This window comes from Neobacillus jeddahensis, from assembly GCF_000612625.1.
GTDB classification, from domain to species: domain Bacteria; phylum Bacillota; class Bacilli; order Bacillales; family Cytobacillaceae; genus Neobacillus; species Neobacillus jeddahensis.
The window spans coordinates 101892-120967 of the sequence record NZ_CCAS010000006.1; the positions used below are offsets into that span (position 1 = coordinate 101892).

The following is a 19076-nucleotide window of genomic DNA, read 5'->3' on the forward strand; positions in this document are numbered from 1 at the left end:
TGGCTATAATTTTATACTATCGACGTTGCTTATGGGAACACCGAGCCATTGTGATGCTATTTTTGAGAAGATGGACTTTGAGCCTGTTGTGAAAAATTCATGTTCTGGCTCTTCTTCGCATGTATCAAGTTGTCCATTGTACTGGAGTATAGCACTTATTTCATGTGCCGTTTCGTCACCTGAGCTGATCACATGAACCCCGTCACCCATAACATTTTTAACTAGTGGCTCAAGCAAAGGATAATGGGTGCATCCCAAAATTAATGTGTCTAAATTCTGATCCAATAACGGCTTCAGCGCTTCACTGACAATTCTTTCGGCAATTGGTCCATTATATTCACCGCTCTCCACTAGCGGAACAAACTTCGGACAAGCTTGACTAGTGACAAATAGACGACTATTAAGAGATTTCAAAGCCCTTTCATAGGCGCCACTTTTAACCGTTCCTACAGTACCAATAACTCCTACTCGATAGTTCTTCGTCCGCTTAATGGCCGCCCGTGCCCCAGGATTAATGACCCCAATAACCGGGATGGACAATTCCTTCCGGATCTCATCTAGAGCAGCTGCCGTTGCAGTGTTACAGGCTATTACCAGCATTTTAATCTGTTTTTCTAATAAAAACGTAGTCAATTCCCATGTGAATTTCTTTACTTCCTGCCTTGTTCTTGGACCATACGGGCAGCGTGCAGTATCTCCCAAGTAGATAATTTTCTCATTTGGAAGCTGCCTTATAACTTCTTTGGCGACGGTTAATCCACCGACTCCAGAATCGATAACTCCTATTGGTTGCTTCAAAAATCTCGCCTCTTTTTAACGCATTTCCTGATGTAACTTCATCAAGTTAAGTTGGAGGAGTTTCATTTCCTCCGCTGAGAAGTTTTTTAACACTTCTTCCAAGTAGACTTGACGCTTTTTAATGACTTCATCAATGATTCTATTCCCCTCTTCAAGCAAGTGAATCCTAACAACGCGACGGTCATTTGGATCCTTAACCCGTTCAACCAATAGATTTTTCTCCATTCGGTCTACAAGATCAGTTGTCGTGCTACAAGCCAAAAACATTTTACTCGAAAGCTCACCAATTGTCATATCACCGTCTTCAAAAAGCCATTGTAAGGCTACAAATTGGGGAGGAGTAATCTTATAATGACTTAACATTTCTCGACCCTTTTGCTTGATAATTCCGGATATATAACGTAAATCCTTTTCAATATTGGCAAAAATATCTACAGATACTTTTTGTGAATTTTCTAGTTCCATTTATCTAACACCCCTATTAATAGGTTCCACTTGACTAACTAAAAAACAACAAGACCAACTGAATTACTCTTATTGCCTGTCCTTATTTTCCACTTTTTTCGCCAAAATTTCAAGCTGAATCTATTAAATGAAGTCCAATTGAAGACATGGAAGACCGGTACCTGTTTCGGATACCGGTTCCCCCTGCCTCTGATTCTCTTGAAATTTATTTAAGTGCCTCCCGCTTCGCCATCGGTAATATTACTTCGATCATTGTTCCCTTTTTGTCACTCCAAAAATGAATCGTTCCATCATGATTTTCGATAATTTGCTTAGAAATCATAATCCCTAAGCCTGTCCCATCCTTCTTTGTTGTAAAAAATGGCTCTCCGATACGAGTTAATATATGAGGCGGCATGCCCTTTCCAGTGTCTTTAACTAATATCTTTATCTTATTAAAACTGTAATTTTTCAACTCAATAGTGATGAGACCTCCATCAGGCATGGCCTCAATCGCATTTTTTAAGATATTAATAAAAACTTGTTTTAACTGATTCTTATCACATTTTATAATAAGATTTTTACAAGTATGAATCGTCTCTATTTGAATGCCATTCAGAATAGCTTGTGTATCAATTAATGTTTTAACACTCTCAATAAGCGAAATTAAATCGACTGTTTCAAATTTTAACTCATGTGGTTTTGAAAGGACTAATAACTCACTAAGGATAAGTTCTATCCGATCCATCTCTGACTGAATAATCTCAAAGTAGTCTTGTTTACCCGCAAATTGTGTCTCCATTAACTGAAGAAATCCTTTTATTGCAGTGAGAGGATTTCGCACTTCATGAGCAATACCTGCAGCTAGCTGTCCAGCCACATTTAATTTTTCGGAGTTAAGTAATAATTCTTCCGTTTTTTTCCTTTCTGTAATATCCCTCATAATAATATGCCTTGCGGGTTCATTTTGGTAAAAGGTAGGGATCTCTTTTACTTCTGCTACAAATATTGTTCCATCTAGTCGAATCAATTTGTACTCGAAGAAATTTGTTACTTCCCCACTTGTCACGATATCAATCCGTTCTTTTGCAATTTCATGATAGTCAGGATGGATAATTTCATTTATTTTTTTGCTAAAAATATCCTCTTTTTTTATTGCTCCTAATAATCTTGCCCCTGTATCGTTAATAAAAAGAATCTCATTATCTCTAGCGATCATAACTGCATCTGGCGAATATTCAACGAGATCCCGATATGTATCTTCGAGCTTATTCTGCTCTTCTTCAACTTTCAGTCGCTCTGATATATCCCTAACCACACTTACTACCTCTAATACATGACGGGTGTCAGGATCAATAATTGGCTTACTAAGGGTTTCCGCCCAAATATAATCCCCGCCTTTTGTCCGGATCCGATAACTACCCCTGCGATTTTCCATACCGCCAAGTACTTTTTTACAATTGATAACTGCCTTTTCCGTATCATCCAAATGGAGGAAGGAAAAGCAATTTTGTTGGAGAACTTCTTCCGCAGTATAGCCTAGGATATGTTCACACGAAGGAGACACATAAAGAATTTCCCCTTGTAAGTTAGTGCAAATAAACAGATCAAGGACATTGTTTGTTAAGATGCGTTGCATCTCTTCTACTTTTCGTAGCTCTTGTTTCTGACGCTTCAATTCGGTTATATCCCTTGCAACCGCACAAACTCCGACGATTTGATCATTCACACTAATTGGGATATTTGTTATATTAAGATCAATTAACTGTCCACTTTTATTGGTCATCTTACAATCAAAATTTTCAAATTGGCCTAGTACTGCTTTATGAAAATGATGGAATACCTTATTTACGTGATCTAGCGGAAATAGTAATTGTAACTTTAGTTGTTTTGCTTCTTCTGTTGAATATCCTGAAATCATTTCGAAGGCGGGATTCCCCTGAACTAAATTTCCTTCGATATCTACAGTAAATATACTGTCTTGATTAGAAGTGAACAGTGTTTTATATTTACCAAGATTTTCATCTACATAATCTAATAAAAGCACTTTCTTCTCATTTTTGATTGCCTCAACAGAACCGTTCATCTTTCTCAATCAATTCCTTTCTAACCATTCTATATACGAAATAGTAAAAGCCAAGATGAGAAAGACTCCCATCTTGGCTTGTGTCTAGCTCAAACAAGTTTCATTCACTTCTATTCTAATATAATTTGCCAGATTAATATGTATTTATTAGATGCCAAAAGAATCATTAATTTATTAGGAAAATGCTATTTTTCTTTTAACCTAACTTCAATTGTAAATTTTACTGAGGAAACTTTCAATATATTTCTACTATTTTCCATTCAGTTATGTAAGAAATATTCAATTTCCATCCAATCAGTGGCGTCTGATTTTTCTTATTATGATGAAAAAGTTCTTTTTTTCACTAAAAAGCAATTGGTATAGAAAATCAACCTGTGAATTTTCCTAATTGAAATATGAACCGGCCTCCAAAATCTCGGAGGCCGATCATCATTAAAGTTCTAGCTCTCCCATTCGAAGGAGCTCTACAACAGCTTGTGAACGCCCCTTAACACCAAGCTTTTGCATCGCATTTGAAATATGGTTTCTTACTGTTTTTTCGCTTATAAAAAGTTCACCAGCGATCTCTTTCGTTGTTTTGTCTTGGACTAAAAGTTCGAATACTTCTCGTTCTCGTTTGGTGAGTAATGGCTTGTGATTATAATCATTCTCCTTCAAGTATTGTAACCCTCCTTGCCTTCGCCAGTAATGAATCGTGGGGTGGGTATAAATTTAGTCAACATATCTTATGTAAACGATCTAAATGTAGTGACTATATTTACTTTACTATTTGGAGTTTGATTTTACCTAAAAAATTATAGATCCTATTCCCACTTTTTTGGATTGTTCAAAAACAAAAAGCCCCCATCAGCTTAGGAACTTTTCAACTTTGCATAAATAATATATCGTTTTGGCGCATTTCCTACATAACGGAAAGGGTAGCAGGTGGTGAGGATCAATTCTTCCTCTTGTTTTTGTAAGGTAATAATGCTGGTGTCGTCAGACTTTACAATTTTTGTATGGGTGATCTCGTAGGTAAAGGAACCATACGTCATTTTTATCTTGAGTGAATCACCTATTTCCAATTCGCCTAGTTTACGGAACACTGTGTCTCGATGTCCGGACAAAACAATTTGCCCCTTATCGCCAGGAAAATAAGAGCCTTTGTAATGGCCTACTCCCTTTTCCAAATCATCTGGATCTGTCCCTTCAACGATCGCTAATTCCGCTTTAATCTTGGGGATGGTTAATAGTCCAACTGTATCACCCATTTCTGGAGGAGCAGCTTTTTCTTTAGAATTTATTTGTTTATCACCCAGTGGTTTAGAGACTAGTTCCTTTGCATGCTTGAGCGAGGTCTTTGTTTGTACTTTCATATCAACGTATTGCCACAATCCAACACCCAATAGAATAAGTCCGAGCAAAATAATAAACAGGGGTAGCTTAGCTTTCACTATCAAGTACCTTCCTTTTTCATAGGGACATTTTCTTTAAGTATACCAAATGGCACACAAATGGACTATTAAATTTCTTATTTTATATAACGACAAAACCCTCCTTTTATTTTGTAGAAAAGGAGGGTTAAAAGTATTTCGCTTATCACTTGTCTTGCTCCAGCGCCCCTAGTCAAGACACTTTCGCTTATCTCTTACCCTTGATCGCTTCCGAAGAAGTTTCTAAATGCTTGCATAGTAGCATCACGGTTTACAGCTGCAATAGAGGTTGTAATAGGAATCCCTTTCGGACATGCTTGCACGCAGTTTTGGGAGTTCCCACAGCCTTGCATACCGCCATCCTCCATAAACGCATTTAAACGTTCGGCCTTATTCATCTCACCAGTTGGATGAGCATTAAATAAACGAACTTGGTTAAATACTGCTGGTCCCATAAAATCGGATTTGCTGTTTACATTCGGACAAGCCTCTAAACAGACGCCACATGTCATACATTTCGAAAGCTCATATGCCCATTGACGTTTTCTCTCAGGCATACGTGGTCCTGCACCTAAATCATACGTTCCATCAATTGGAATCCAAGCTTTAACTTTTTTCAAAGAATCAAACATTCTGCTGCGATCAACCTGAAGGTCACGAACAACAGGGAATGTTCGCATTGGTGCTAAGCGAATTGGCTGCTCTAATTGATCAACTAGTGCCGAGCATGATTGACGCGGTTTGCCGTTAATCACCATTGAACATGCACCACAAACCTCTTCCAGACAGTTCATTTCCCAAGTGATTGGGGTAGAAGCCTGTCCATTCGCATTTACGGGATTTTTACGAATTTCCATTAACGCCGAAATAACGTTCATATTTGGACGGTAAGGTACTTCGAATTTCTCCTCATAAGGAGCAGTATCCGGGCTATCTTGACGTGTAATGATAAAAGTCACATTTTTCTTTTCAGACATTCTAACCTACTCCCCTCTCTATTAGTGCTTTTTAGTATAATCGCGCTCACGAGGCTTAAGCAACGAGATGTCGACTTCTTCATAATGGAAGGCAGGAGCAGATTTAGAATCAACAAATTTTGCCATTGTTGTTTTTAAGAATTCCTCATCGTTCCGTTTCGGGAAGTCAGGTTTATAGTGAGCACCTCGGCTCTCATTCCGGTTGTATGCACCAATCGTAATAACGCGTGCTAGTTGAAGCATATTCTGTAATTGTCTTGTGAATGCTGCACCTTGGTTGCTCCATTTTGATGTATCATTAATGTTGATATTTTGATAGCGCTCAAGAAGTTCTTGAATCTTTTCATCCGTTTGGAGAAGTTTATCATTGTAGCGAACAACCGTTACATTATCTGTCATCCATTCACCAAGTTCTTTATGAAGTACATATGCATTTTCAGTACCATTTAGTGACATAATGGAATTCCATTTTTCTTCCTGCTCTTTCACATGACGATCAAACACTGTAGAAGAAATAGCTTCAGAGCTCTTTTCAAGTCCCTCAATATATTTGACAGCATTGGGACCAGCAACCATTCCTCCATATACTGCAGAAAGCAAGGAGTTTGCCCCAAGACGATTCGCACCATGTTGTGAATAATCACACTCACCGGCAGCAAATAGACCAGGAATACTCGTCATTTGGTCATAATCAACCCAAAGTCCACCCATTGAATAGTGAACAGCAGGGAATATTTTCATAGGAACTTTTCGTGGATTATCACCCATGAATTTTTCATAAATCTCGATGATTCCACCTAGTTTTACATCTAATTCATGTGGATCCTTGTGTGATAAATCAAGGAATACCATGTTTTCTCCATTAATTCCTAACTTTTGACGAACACAAACGTCAAAAATTTCACGTGTGGCAATATCACGAGGTACGAGGTTACCATAAGCAGGATATTTCTCCTCTAAGAAGTACCATGGTTTACCATCTTTATATGTCCAAATACGACCGCCTTCACCACGTGCTGATTCACTCATTAAGCGGAGTTTATCATCACCAGGGATGGCAGTTGGATGAATTTGAATCATCTCGCCATTTGCATAGGAAGCGCCTTGCTGATACACGATTGATGCAGCAGAGCCTGTATTAATAACAGAGTTAGTAGATTTACCAAAAATAATTCCAGGGCCGCCTGTTGCCATGATGACAGCATCTGCGGCAAATGATTTAATTTCCATCGTTTTTAGATTTTGGACCACAACTCCACGACAAACGCCATCATCATCAACAACAGCGCCTAAGAATTCCCAGCCCTCATATTTCGTAACAAGTCCGTCTACTTCATGGCGTCGAACTTGCTCATCTAAAGCATAGAGTAATTGCTGTCCTGTAGTTGCACCCGCAAACGCTGTACGGTGATGCTGTGTACCACCAAAGCGACGGAAATCTAGTAAACCTTCTGGCGTACGATTAAACATAACCCCCATCCGGTCAAATAGATTAATAATCCCAGGTGCTGCTTCACACATTGCCTTTACTGGAGGCTGATTGGCTAAGAAGTCTCCGCCATAAATCGTATCGTCAAAGTGAATCCACGGGGAATCCCCTTCACCCTTTGTATTTACTGCTCCATTAATACCACCTTGGGCACAAACAGAGTGAGAACGTTTCACCGGAACAAGAGAAAACAGTTCTACCGGTGTTCCTGATTCTGCAGCCTTGATGGTAGCCATTAAGCCGGCCAAACCGCCGCCGACTACAATCACTTTACCTTTACCCATTCGTGACTCACTCCCTTAATCCAAATTACAATAACTCTCCGACTAATAAAACATTTTATTTCATTGAATATTTAGATAAATACATTCGTTTTCTATTAAAAAGCAAATGCAATCAGTGTTTGAACACTAATAATTGATAGAACAACAAAAATACCGACTGTTACATATGTAGAAATCAGTTGTGACCGAGGTGATACTGTGATTCCCCAGCTAACAAGGAATGACCATAATCCATTAGCAAAATGGAAGATTGCTGAAAGTATACCAACAAGATAAAAGACGAACATAAAAGGTGATGACAAAATATCATGCATCATATCATAGGAAACTTCGGAACCAAAGGCTGCGGCCACACGTGTTTGCCATACATGCCATGCGATAAAAATTAATGTTAGAACTCCTGTTATACGCTGTAAAATGTACATCCAGTTTCTGTAGGTTTTAAAGCGATTGACATTGCCGGTTGCAGTAAAAGCAATATAAAGTCCATAGATTGCATGATATAACAATGGTAAGTAGATCACTACGGTTTCTAGGACAATTTTAAATGGAAGACTCCCCATAAAATCTGAAGCCTTATTGAAGGACTCCGGTCCTCCTGTGATGAAATGGTTAACTACAAGGTGCTGAATTAAGAATACTCCGATTGGAATGACTCCCAGCAATGAATGTAATCTGCGATTAACAAACTCTCGATTCCCTGCCATTATTTTACCCCCCTTTAATTTAAAAAAAATGATGTTAAGTTTCTTCCTTTTTATTCCCCTTAAAGATTCTTAACCTAGCATCACTGTGACAATAATGTGACATGTCCATTTTACTCCCATCCTTTTAGAGCGTCAAGAAAACGGATACACAAACTTTAGTAAAAAAAGAAAATTTTTAAAATATATTGATATTGTAATAGACCTGCTTCTATTTAAAATATCATTGGTTTATATTTGCAATCCATCCAATATTAATCATTTTATTTCCAACATCTTACGGTTGAATTTTTGTACATTAATGGAAAAGATAATTATGATGGTAGATAGGTGTAAATATTGTACTATAATAAAGTTTTCACCAAGGAAAACATACTGAAACTTTATCTAAATTGTATATAATAGAATGATAGAAAGAGGGGAAACATGTGAAAGAAAGTACAGTCGTTAATGTCACTATGAATGATGCTGAACCACGAACCATATCGATATTCGGTTATGAATTAATCAGGGAAGTCCTTTTACCTGAGATTCTAGGGAAAGATACTCCAGAAATCTTATATTGGGCGGGCAAGCGTCTAGCACGAAAATTTCCTTTAGCTGATTTTGATCAAATTATTGAATTCTTCTCCAATGCCTCTTGGGGGCAGCTAGTAGTAAAAAAAGAAGCAAAAAATGAAATTGAAATTGAACTTACCACTCCTCTGCTTGTCTCACGGGTGAAATCAAAAGCGGAACATTTTTTCCAGCTTGAAGCAGGTTTCCTTGCTCAGCAAATTGAACTTCAAAAAGAAGTCATCGCCGAAGCCTTTGAACATCCTGTCAAAAAGTCGAACAAAGTTCAATTCACAGTTAAATGGGATACAAAGGATCCCGTTTAATCATGTTGTTAGTAATGGTGTCAGGCACCCGTTTTGGTGCCTGACACCATTTTTCCTATTCGCCTAGTTCAAATGCTGTGTGTAGGGCTTCTACTGCTTTTAGCATATTTTTTTCTTCGATAACTACGGATACTTTTATTTCCGATGTACTAACCATTTTTATTTGGATATTATTTTCAGCAAGGACTTCAAACATTTTCGCGGCCACTCCTGGATTGGAAATCATACCTGAACCGACAATTGATACCTTTGCTAATTTATTTTCTGCATCGAGCTGTTCGTACCCCAGTACTGTTTTATTTTCTTCAAGAACTTTTACTGTCTCAAGCAAGTCATTCGTATGGATAGAGAAGGATAGATTAGCGGTTCCTCCTTCTGTCGTGCTTTGGATAATAATATCTACATTAAGATGATTTTGCGCTAAGGTCGTAAAAATCGTTGATAAACTTGTTAATGAATTCGTAAGGCCTAAGACAGTAACCCTTGTGATTTCATCTTCAAACGCAACCCCACGCACCACTAAATTTTGTTCCATTGTTGCTTCCCCCTCTATGACTGTTCCGTCTACTTTTTCCATGCTTGAACGTACAACTAACTGTACTTGATAGTTTTTAGCAAACTCCACTGCTCTTGGATGAAGTACACCCGCACCTAAATTAGCAAGCTCTAGCATTTCATCATAAGAAACTGACAATAATTTTCGTGCCTTTTTCACATACCTTGGGTCGGTCGTAAATACCCCGGTAACATCTGTATAAATATCACACTTATCTGCTTTTAATGCAGCAGCTAGCGCAACGGCTGTTGTATCAGAGCCACCCCGTCCAAGCGTGGTGATTTCACCGTCCTCTGTAATTCCTTGGAATCCGGCAACAATCACAACCTTCCCTTCTGTGAGCTGTGATTGAATAGCCTCTGTATTGATTTTTGCAATTCGGGCATTTCCATGAACAGGTTCAGTTAAGATTCCTGCCTGCCAGCCTGTATAGGAAACAGCATCTAGCCCTTGTTGATTTAAGGCCATGGACAAAAGGGAGATGGTTACTTGCTCTCCTGTCGAAAGAAGCATATCCATTTCTCGTTTATTTGGTTGATCGGAAATTTCTTTTGCAAGACTGACAAGCTGGTCGGTAGATTTCCCCATTGCCGACACGACCACCACAACCTTATTCCCTCGCTCTGTTTCTTCTTTTACACATGCTGCTACATTTAATATTCTCTCCACACTACCTACGGAGGTTCCTCCGAATTTTTGGACTACTAAACCCATCTCTTCCCCTACTTTCGATTACTTTCAACTCAAACAACTATTTAGGTAAAGGCACCAATCGGTTAACGCACTTCGCTATATGTGCTCTTTCATTTTCATATAAAAAAAGCAATGAGAAGGGCATCTCATTGCTTTTTGAACACGAAGAAATAAATTCCTGTACAAATAACGTAAGATAGCTCTCCAAGACAATCGTCTTGACAATCCTGCATTTATTTAATACAGAACCAGCAATAAAAGAAATGAGACTTTTATTACTTCGGCGAACATCCCCTTTCATGATCCATCTTCGAAGCTCATCCTCCTCAGAACCACTACTCTTGAAGCTCGCACCTCTACCTTCACTTTAGTACTATAAAGTGATAGTAATTTAAATTTTCACCTATTATAGCATGTTCTATTTTTTCTGACAATCCTTACGAACGAAGTTTATTCATTAATTCTTCTGCAACGGCGGAGGGTAAACCTAGAGCAGTAAATTCCTCGAAACTAGCTTCCTTCATTTTTTTCACCGAACCGAAATGTTTTAGTAATAATTTCTTTCGTTTTTCTCCAATGCCTGGAATATCATCGAGCAAGGATTGAAAGGCACTCTTCCCACGAATTTGCCGGTGAAACGTAATCGCAAAGCGATGCACCTCATCTTGAATTCGTTGCAATAAATAAAATTCCTGACTGTTACGCGCTAACGGAACAATTTCCAACGGATTCCCATACAGTAGCTGTGAAGTTCTATGTTTTTCATCCTTTACGAGTCCTGCTAAGGGGATATCCAAGCCTAATTCATTTTCAAGGACATCTCGTACGGCCTCCACATGCCCCTTGCCACCATCGATAATAATTAAATCCGGCAACGGTAAATCATCCTTCAACGCCCGTGTATATCTTCTTCGCGTCACTTCTCGCATGGACTCATAATCATCAGGGCCTTGAACTGATTTTATCTTATATTTTCGGTATTCCCGCTTATTTGCCTTACCATCAATAAAAACAACCATGGCCGAAACGGGATCTGTCCCCTGGATGTTAGAGTTATCAAATGACTCAATCCGATGTGGTGTATAAATGCCAATCAGTTCTCCAAGATTTTCAACTGCTTTAATTGTTCTTACCTCATCCTTTTCAATGAGAGAAAACTTTTCATTCAAAGCAATTTTCGCATTTTTTATCGCCATTTTAACGAGATCCTTTTTTTGCCCGCGCTGTGGCTGCAAGACTTTAACTTCAAGGAGCTGCTCCGCCATCTGAAGGTCTGCCTCGTCCTGAATCAGAATTTCCTTTGGCTTAAAGTGATTTGCTTTTGCATAAAATTGGCCCAGGAACGTTAAGATTTCTTCCTCTGGTTCATTATAGATAGGAAACAACGAGACATCCCGTTCAATGAGCTTTCCTTGACGGACAAAAAAGACTTGGACACACATCCAACCTTTGTCAACCGCATAACCAAAAACATCACGGTCAGTAAAATCGGTCATGGTTATTTTTTGTTTTTCCATAATGGTCTCAATATGGACAATCTTATCGCGAAATTCCTTTGCTCTTTCAAAATCAAGTTCTTCCGAAGCAGCCATCATTTTCTCAGTGAGTTCTTTTTTAATTTCCTTGTAGCCGCCATTTAAAAAACGTGTAATTTCGTCGGTCATTTGCTTATATTGTGCTTCGCTCACATCATTGATACATGGTGCCAGGCATTGTCCTAAATGGTAGTACAGGCAGACACGGTCAGGCAAGGTGGAGCATTTTCGTAACGGATAAATTCGGTCGAGCAGCTTTTTTGTTTCATTTGCTGCCCCGACATTGGGGTATGGACCAAAATACTTACCCCTATCTTTTTTTACTTTTCTCGTAATGATCAATTTCGGATGCCGCTCTGCCGTCAATTTGATAAACGGATAGCTTTTGTCATCCTTTAACATGATGTTATATTTTGGGTCATATTTTTTAATCAGATTTAACTCGAGAAGTAAGGCTTCTATATTAGAAGAGGTAACAATGTATTCAAAGTCCTCAATTTCATTGACAAGTCTTAGTGTCTTACCATCGTGTGACCCAGTAAAATAAGAACGAACGCGGTTTTTTAATACCTTTGCTTTCCCAACATATATAATCGTCCCCTGACGGTCTTTCATCAAATAGCAGCCAGGCTGATCAGGCAGCAATGTCAGTTTTTGCTTAATATTTTCATTCATTCCGGCCACTCCCATCCGTCATATAATATCTGTTAAAATTCTAAAGCAAATGACCAATAAAGGGAAGTAGGAGAGTTTGGTAAATACAAAAAACCTTAGCCAGAACGAATTCTAGCTAAGGCTTTTATATTTTAGAAAGATTATACGTGCTTTTCTAAGACACTTGCTAAGGCATCTTTTGGTTGGAAGCCAACTACTTTATCAACCACTTCGCCATCTTTGAATACCAATAATGTTGGAATACTCATAACACCGAAGTTAGCGGCTGTTTGTGGGTTATCGTCCACATCAAGCTTTGTAATCTTCACTTTATCGCCCATATCAACATCAAGTTCTTCTAGAACTGGAGCTATCATTTTACAAGGTCCGCACCATGGCGCCCAGAAATCTACAAGTACAAGGCCTGAACCTGTTTCAGTTGCAAAATTTTGATCTGTTACATGTGAAATAGCCATTTTATTGCCCTCCTAATGAATACTGAAATACTACGGAAAGTATACCATTTGTGTGTCATATCATGCTAATAATATGTCTCGCAAATAATTTCCCCATTATGACAGTAAGTATTCTATGTAAATCCATGATAAAAAGCGAGCAAAACGGTAGCTCGCTTTTTATCTTTTCCTCATTCTATTATGAGTGAACTTTAAGTTTTTTAAACTCTTCTGTTAATAATGGGACAACTTCAAACAAATCGCCTACGATTCCATAATCCGCAACTTTAAAAATGTTAGCCTCTGGATCTTTGTTGATTGCCACAATCACTTTGGAGTTGGACATCCCCGCCAAGTGCTGAATAGCACCAGAAATACCGCAGGCAATGTATAGATCAGGTGTAACTACCTTGCCTGTTTGGCCAATTTGTAAGGAGTAGTCACAATAATCAGCATCACAAGCACCACGTGAAGCACCGACAGCTCCGCCTAATACTTTTGCCAATTCCTTTAATGGTTCAAAGCCGTCTGCACTTTTAACGCCACGGCCACCTGAAATGACCACTTTTGCTTCACTTAGGTCTACACCCTCGCTAGCCTTTCGAACGACCTCTTTAATAATGGCACGAAGATCTTTGACATCTACCGATAAAGAGCTAACCTCGCCCGTTCTGCTTTCGTCCTTTGCCAAAGGGGCAATATTATTTGGACGAACTGTTGCAAAAATCAACCCATCGGTCACAATTTTCTTTTCAAATGCCTTCCCAGAGTATATGGGTCTTGTAAACACGATATTACCACCAGCTTCTTCAACAGCTGTTGCATCAGAAATAAGACCTGATGAAAGTTTTCCAGCGATTTTTGGAGATAAGTCCTTGCCAAGTGCTGTATGACCTAACACGAGTCCCTCTGGTTTTTCCTGTTCAATAACAGCTACTAATGCTTGTGCAAATCCGTCAGAAGTATATTGTTTTAATTTATCATTTTCTACTACGACAACTCGATCTGCCCCGTATTGTACGAGCTCTGCACCTAAAGCGCTTACAGATTCACCAACTAATACGCCAACCACTTCGCCACCTTCTGCAACCGTCCTTGCTGCAGCAATTGCTTCGAAAGAAACGTTTCGCAATGATCCGTCACGTACTTCTCCTAATACCAATACTTTTCTTGACATTCTATTACCTCCTGAAAACAATTTTATGTGAGTGAGATTAAATTACTTTTGCTTCAGTATGAAGAAGTTGAACCAGTTCCTGTACTTGCTCATTTAAATCCCCCGTCAAGACTCTGCCAGCTTCTTTTTTTGGTGGTAAGTAAATTTCGATTGTTTTTGTTTTTGCTTCTACATCCTCTTCTTCAAGGTCAAGATCATCCAATTCTAATTCTTCAAGTGGCTTTTTCTTCGCCTTCATGATACCAGGTAATGATGGATAACGTGGTTCGTTAAGGCCTTGTTGCGCTGTGACCAAAAGAGGAAGACTCGTTTCGATCACTTCAGCATCTCCTTCAACGTCCCGTGTAACGGTTACATTTGTTCCATCAATTTCTAATTTCGTAATGGTTGTCACATATGGAATAGTAAGTAACTCGGCAACACGCGGGCCAACCTGACCGGAAGCATTATCAATAGCGACGTTTCCACCAATAATTAAGTCAGCATCTTTGTCTTTTAAGTATTCAGCAAGAATTTTTGCTGTAGTAAACTGATCCCCATTTTCTATTTCATCTTCGATATTAATTAATACCGCTTTGTCTGCACCCATTGCAAGGGCAGTACGTAATTGCTTTTCAGTTTCTTCATTCCCAACAGAGATAACGGTTACTTCTCCTCCATTGGCATCACGGACTTGAATCGCTTCCTCAATCGCATACTCATCATAAGGATTGATAATAAACTCGGCTCCATCCTCATTGATTTTCCCTCCGGAAAGGGCGATCTTTTCTTCCGTATCAAAGGTTCTTTTCATTAATACATAAATGTTCATGGTTTCCCTCCTAGTGAATTTCAAACATTAAGTTAGTTCGAAAGATTGAGAAAATTTTTCATAAAAAAAATTTCTTTATATCACTTCCATAGCAGGATCACTGCCGTTGGAAGGTATTAACCCTTAAAATTCGGCTCCCTTTTTTCAAGGAAAGCTTGGATGCCCTCTTTGGCGTCTCCTGAAACAAAAACTTCTCCAAATAATTCAGCTTCCTTTTGCGTTCCCAGATAAAATTCTTCTGTTTTAGCATAATTTAGTAATTGTATCGCTGCATTGATTGAGCCAGGACTTTTCTTGGCAATTTTACCTGCAAGCTTGTAAGCCTCGTCCAAGACTTCAGTTTCTGGAAAAGCATGATTAGCTAGTCCATATTGGACTGCTTGTAAACCTGTGATTGGTTCAGATGTAAACAGCATTTCTGCTGCACGTGCCACTCCAACATACTTTGGCAGACGCTGCGTACCGGCAAATCCGGGAATTAACCCCAGCTGCAGTTCTGGCAGTCCGAGCTTTGCTGTTTCACTTACATAGCGAATATGACAAGCCATCGCCAACTCTAGACCCCCACCTAAGGCTGCACCATGTATTGCAGCAATAATTGGTTTAGGGAACTTTTCCATCCGGTCAAATAAATCTTGTCCGAACTTCCCTAGATTAGCAAAGCCTTCAGAAGAAGTCACAGTGGTAAATTCTTTAATATCCGCACCAGCTGAAAAGAAGCGTCCTTGACCATGAATAACAATAGCTCTTATCTCACTGTTTGGTTCAATTTCATCAAGTACTGCCGCTAATTCCCTTAAAAGACCTGATGAAAGAGCGTTCGCTGGCGGACGCTCAATCGCGATCGTGGCAATCCTATCTTGATATGACCATTTTAAATATTCCAATATAACTCCCCCTTTTCGAGTTACCTATCGGTTCCCGCAGCCATTGATTAAGAGACGATGAACTTGGGGTGCCAACGCTACCAAATCATACTTCTCCTCATTCATCACCCATGACGTTACGGTTTCATCAATAGTACCGAAAATCATTTGCCTAGCAAGACGAATATCCAGCCCACTTGAGAACTCTCCTGTTTCTTTACCATCGATGATAATCTTATCAATCACATGCAAATAGCCTTTTAGAACATCATTTATTCGCAGTCGTAGTTCCTTATTGGACTGACGTAATTCCAGTTGTGTGACAATTGCCATGTGATGGTCATCTGAAAGAAGTTGAAAGTGAGTTTCAATCATCATTAATAACTTCTCTGCAGCAGCCTGTTTTCCTGCTATTTTTTCTTCAATTTTTTCTACGAAAAAGCCCATTTTTTCTTCAAAGAGAGAGATTAGAATGTCTTCTTTGTTCTTAAAATAAAGATAAATGGTGCCATCTGCCACGCCAGCTTGTTTCGCAATTTTTGAGACTTGGGCCTGGTGAAACCCATTTTCTGCGATGACAATGACAGCTGCATCAATAATTTGCATATATTTCGGCTTACTCTTTTTCACGTCTATCCCTCCCTTATGAAGAATCTATAATAATCATTTCAAATAGTAAAAAGAAAAATATGAATGAATCATCATTCATATTTTAATAATAAATATTATCTTCTATCCTGTCAAGAATTTCTGCATATCCTTTTTTTATCCTAACTTTAAAATTCTTAGCAGACAAGCCTGATCGATCAAAAAAAAATAATATCTGTACTTAGGCTTGTTTCTGTCTATCATCATCTATTTTTCGTTTTTCTTCATCCACCAGCATTCTTCTTAAAATTTTTCCAACAGCAGTTTTCGGCAGCTCTTCTCTAAACTCATATAGTCTTGGAGCCTTATAGGCCGCAAGATATTTTCTTGCATACTTATTCATTTCCTCTGCTGTAACGGTTGAACCTTCTTTTAAAACAATATAAGCCTTTACTGTTTCACCACGATATGGATCAGGTATCCCAGCAGCAACTGCTTCAAGCACATCAGGATGTTCGTACAATACTTCTTCAATCTCACGCGGATAAATATTGTATCCACCTGCAATAATCATATCTTTTTTGCGGTCAACCACATAGAAATAACCTTTTGCATCCATATAGCCAAGGTCTCCAGTATAAAGCCATCCGTCTTTTAAAATTCCCTCTGTTTCCTCTGGACGATTCCAATAGCCTTTCATGATTTGCGGTCCTTTAATAACAATCTCACCAATTTCTCCTGCCGGCATTGGTTCACCCGTTTCAACAGAAAGGACTTTAACATCTGTATCAGGAAATGGAACGCCAATACTCCCTTTAATTCTTTCGACATCCCATAAGAAGTTGGCATGGGTAACAGGTGATGCTTCTGATAGCCCATATCCCTCCACGAGTTTACCATTTGTTACCTTTTCAAACTGTTCTTGTACTTCATGGGGTAATGGTGCAGAGCCGCTAATACAAGCCTCAATCGAAGATAAATCATATTTTTTTACATCTGGATGGTTTAGTAAGCCAACATAAATGGTTGGTGCCCCTGGAAATAAAGTTGGACGCTGTTTATGAATCGTTTTTAAAGTGGTCGATGCGTCAAATTTAGGCAATAAAATCATCTTACCCCCCATTTTAATCGCTAACAGCATACAAACCGTCATACCATACACATGAAAAAATGGAACGATTCCTAAAACAGACTCCTCTCCAGGCTTACATTTATAAATCCAAGCTTGAATCATGGTTGTATCAGCAGATAAATTTTTATGGGTTAACATGACGCCTTTAGGTGAACCCGTTGTTCCACCTGTATATTGTAGTAAAGCGATATCGTCTTCTGGATTCAAATCGATCTCAATTAAATCGATCGAACTTCCTTTTAACATTTCTGAAAGCAAATGAGTGCTTCCTTCATGCTTTACTTTCACGACTATTCCATATTGCTTTTTCTGGATGAATGGATACACTAGATTTTTGGGAAATGGTAGGTAATCTTTGATAGCGGTTACAATAATATGTTTCAAATTAGTCTGAGGCATAACTTTCGAGACTCTTGGGTAGAGGATATCTAAGGTGATGATGGCTTTAGCACCGGAGTCCTTCATTTGGTACTCAAGCTCACGTTCTGTATATAATGGGTTTGTTTGAACCACAATCCCACCAGCCATTAATATTCCAAAATAGCTAATGACTGCCTGAGGCGTATTTGGAAGCATGATGGCCACTCGGTCATTCTTCTCAATACCCATTGTTCGTTGCAGATAACTTGCAAATCTCATTACATCTTCATACAACTGTTTATAGGTCATTTCTTTGCCCATAAAATGAATCGCTATTTTTTCTGGGTACTGTGCAGCAGCATTTACTAAGTATTCCTGTACTGGCTCTCGGGAGTATTCAAGTGTGGCAGGAATTTCTTTTGGGTAAAGTTCCAACCATGGTTTTGACTCCAACTACATAACCTCCTTTTGTTTGTATAAACAATCATAAAATTCGAAACTCTCTTTTATTATAGTACAGTATTTTACAATAAACAATGGATAAAACAGTAGCATTCCTATTGTTAAAACGTACAAAAAAATCATCGCCAAGTTATACAGCGATGATTTTTAGTCTTCTCCTATACACGGCAGGCGCTTTTCGCCGCCATCCTTTTTATACAAAAAACACTAAATAGATAATACCAATTAGCAAAAACAATCCGCATAAGCCAATTAGTACCTTCGCCAATGTCTCCACAGTTTAATCTCCCCCTATGAAATTCCAGCACCAATCACATATGATAATCCAATTGAGATGATCAGCGAAATTAAACCAACTGCGCGATTATCCTGTTGGATTTCCTCGTCAATTTTAAATTTGGGGGTCAAAAATTCAAAAATGAAATAACCAACTAATAACAGAATAAAACCATAAATTCCCCAGCCGATCATTTCAAGTAATGAATTATGCACTTCAACAGTTGCGCGAAAAATATTCGCCACCCCAAATATTTTCCCACCTGTTGCCAATGCTACTGCTAGATTCCCTTTTTTGATTTCTTCCCAATTTTTATATTTAGTGACCATTTCAAAAATGGCTAAAAAGACAACCATACATAAAATAACTACACTATAATAGGCTGCAATTTGTATATATTGATTCTCCCAAAACTGGTCCATTCGGTTATCTCCC

The 19076-nt window shown here is 38.6% G+C and carries 18 protein-coding genes and 1 riboswitch; of the genes, 1 reads left to right on the plus strand and 17 read right to left on the minus strand.

Annotated features, from left to right (window positions below):
- Positions 1-3 precede the first annotated feature (3 nt).
- The 8 genes from racE to TY15_RS04630 form a co-directional block, all read right to left on the minus strand.
- The gene (gene racE, locus TY15_RS04595) at positions 4-798 is read right to left on the minus strand and encodes a glutamate racemase (RefSeq protein WP_040207740.1); all 795 of its coding nucleotides are present in this window, start codon (positions 796-798) and stop codon (positions 4-6) included.
- 15 nt (positions 799-813) lie between these two features.
- Positions 814-1263 carry a MarR family winged helix-turn-helix transcriptional regulator gene (locus TY15_RS04600; protein WP_040207738.1) on the minus strand — a complete coding sequence of 150 codons (450 nt, stop codon included), beginning with the start codon at positions 1261-1263 and terminating at the stop codon, positions 814-816.
- Positions 1264-1468: 205 nt separating this feature from the next.
- Positions 1469-3328 (minus strand): PAS domain-containing sensor histidine kinase, encoded by a 1860-nt coding sequence (locus tag TY15_RS04605; RefSeq protein WP_052353696.1) that lies wholly within the window; start codon positions 3326-3328, stop codon positions 1469-1471.
- A gap of 432 nt (positions 3329-3760) precedes the next feature.
- Positions 3761-3985: a spore germination transcription factor GerE gene (gene gerE, locus TY15_RS04610; RefSeq protein WP_007087335.1), complete on the minus strand. Its 225-nt coding sequence runs from the start codon at positions 3983-3985 to the stop codon at positions 3761-3763.
- A 194-nt stretch (positions 3986-4179) separates the two neighbouring features.
- On the minus strand, positions 4180-4761 hold the full coding sequence (locus TY15_RS04615; RefSeq protein WP_040207736.1) for a class D sortase: 582 nt from the start codon (positions 4759-4761) through the stop codon (positions 4180-4182).
- A 194-nt stretch (positions 4762-4955) separates the two neighbouring features.
- Positions 4956-5717 carry a succinate dehydrogenase iron-sulfur subunit gene (gene sdhB / locus TY15_RS04620; protein WP_040207735.1) on the minus strand — a complete coding sequence of 254 codons (762 nt, stop codon included), beginning with the start codon at positions 5715-5717 and terminating at the stop codon, positions 4956-4958.
- Positions 5718-5738: 21 nt separating this feature from the next.
- Positions 5739-7490, minus strand: coding sequence for a succinate dehydrogenase flavoprotein subunit (sdhA, locus tag TY15_RS04625; RefSeq protein WP_040207734.1), 1752 nt, complete (start codon positions 7488-7490; stop codon positions 5739-5741).
- A 95-nt stretch (positions 7491-7585) separates the two neighbouring features.
- Positions 7586-8197 (minus strand): succinate dehydrogenase cytochrome b558 subunit, encoded by a 612-nt coding sequence (locus tag TY15_RS04630; protein ID WP_040207733.1) that lies wholly within the window; start codon positions 8195-8197, stop codon positions 7586-7588.
- Positions 8198-8622: 425 nt separating this feature from the next.
- Here TY15_RS04630 and TY15_RS04635 point away from each other — a divergent pair, with 425 nt between their 5' ends.
- On the plus strand, positions 8623-9075 hold the full coding sequence (locus TY15_RS04635; protein WP_392391360.1) for a YslB family protein: 453 nt from the start codon (positions 8623-8625) through the stop codon (positions 9073-9075).
- Between the two features lie 55 nt (positions 9076-9130).
- Here the strand turns inward: TY15_RS04635 and TY15_RS04640 are convergent, their stop codons facing one another.
- The 9 genes from TY15_RS04640 to TY15_RS04685 all read right to left on the minus strand — a co-directional run bounded on the left by TY15_RS04640 (position 9131) and on the right by TY15_RS04685 (position 19063).
- Positions 9131-10345, minus strand: coding sequence for an aspartate kinase (locus tag TY15_RS04640; RefSeq protein ID WP_040207731.1), 1215 nt, complete (start codon positions 10343-10345; stop codon positions 9131-9133).
- Between the two features lie 168 nt (positions 10346-10513).
- A riboswitch (Lysine riboswitch) is annotated at positions 10514-10691 on the minus strand.
- 70 nt (positions 10692-10761) lie between these two features.
- Entirely contained in the window at positions 10762-12534 is a 1773-nt protein-coding gene (gene uvrC, locus TY15_RS04650; protein ID WP_040207729.1) for an excinuclease ABC subunit UvrC, read from the minus strand.
- A gap of 140 nt (positions 12535-12674) precedes the next feature.
- The gene (trxA, locus tag TY15_RS04655; protein ID WP_040207728.1) at positions 12675-12989 is read right to left on the minus strand and encodes a thioredoxin; all 315 of its coding nucleotides are present in this window, start codon (positions 12987-12989) and stop codon (positions 12675-12677) included.
- Between the two features lie 178 nt (positions 12990-13167).
- Positions 13168-14145: an electron transfer flavoprotein subunit alpha/FixB family protein gene (locus TY15_RS04660; protein WP_040207727.1), complete on the minus strand. Its 978-nt coding sequence runs from the start codon at positions 14143-14145 to the stop codon at positions 13168-13170.
- Positions 14146-14182: 37 nt separating this feature from the next.
- Positions 14183-14956 carry an electron transfer flavoprotein subunit beta/FixA family protein gene (locus TY15_RS04665; protein ID WP_040207726.1) on the minus strand — a complete coding sequence of 258 codons (774 nt, stop codon included), beginning with the start codon at positions 14954-14956 and terminating at the stop codon, positions 14183-14185.
- A gap of 116 nt (positions 14957-15072) precedes the next feature.
- Positions 15073-15843: an enoyl-CoA hydratase gene (locus tag TY15_RS04670; RefSeq protein WP_040207724.1), complete on the minus strand. Its 771-nt coding sequence runs from the start codon at positions 15841-15843 to the stop codon at positions 15073-15075.
- A 24-nt stretch (positions 15844-15867) separates the two neighbouring features.
- Positions 15868-16452: a TetR/AcrR family transcriptional regulator gene (locus TY15_RS04675; protein WP_040207723.1), complete on the minus strand. Its 585-nt coding sequence runs from the start codon at positions 16450-16452 to the stop codon at positions 15868-15870.
- 199 nt (positions 16453-16651) lie between these two features.
- Positions 16652-18355 (minus strand): AMP-binding protein, encoded by a 1704-nt coding sequence (locus TY15_RS04680; protein ID WP_040207721.1) that lies wholly within the window; start codon positions 18353-18355, stop codon positions 16652-16654.
- A gap of 300 nt (positions 18356-18655) precedes the next feature.
- Complete coding sequence (locus TY15_RS04685; RefSeq protein ID WP_040207720.1) at positions 18656-19063, minus strand: DUF350 domain-containing protein; 408 nt, start codon at positions 19061-19063, stop codon at positions 18656-18658.
- Between the last annotated feature and the right edge of the window lie 13 nt (positions 19064-19076).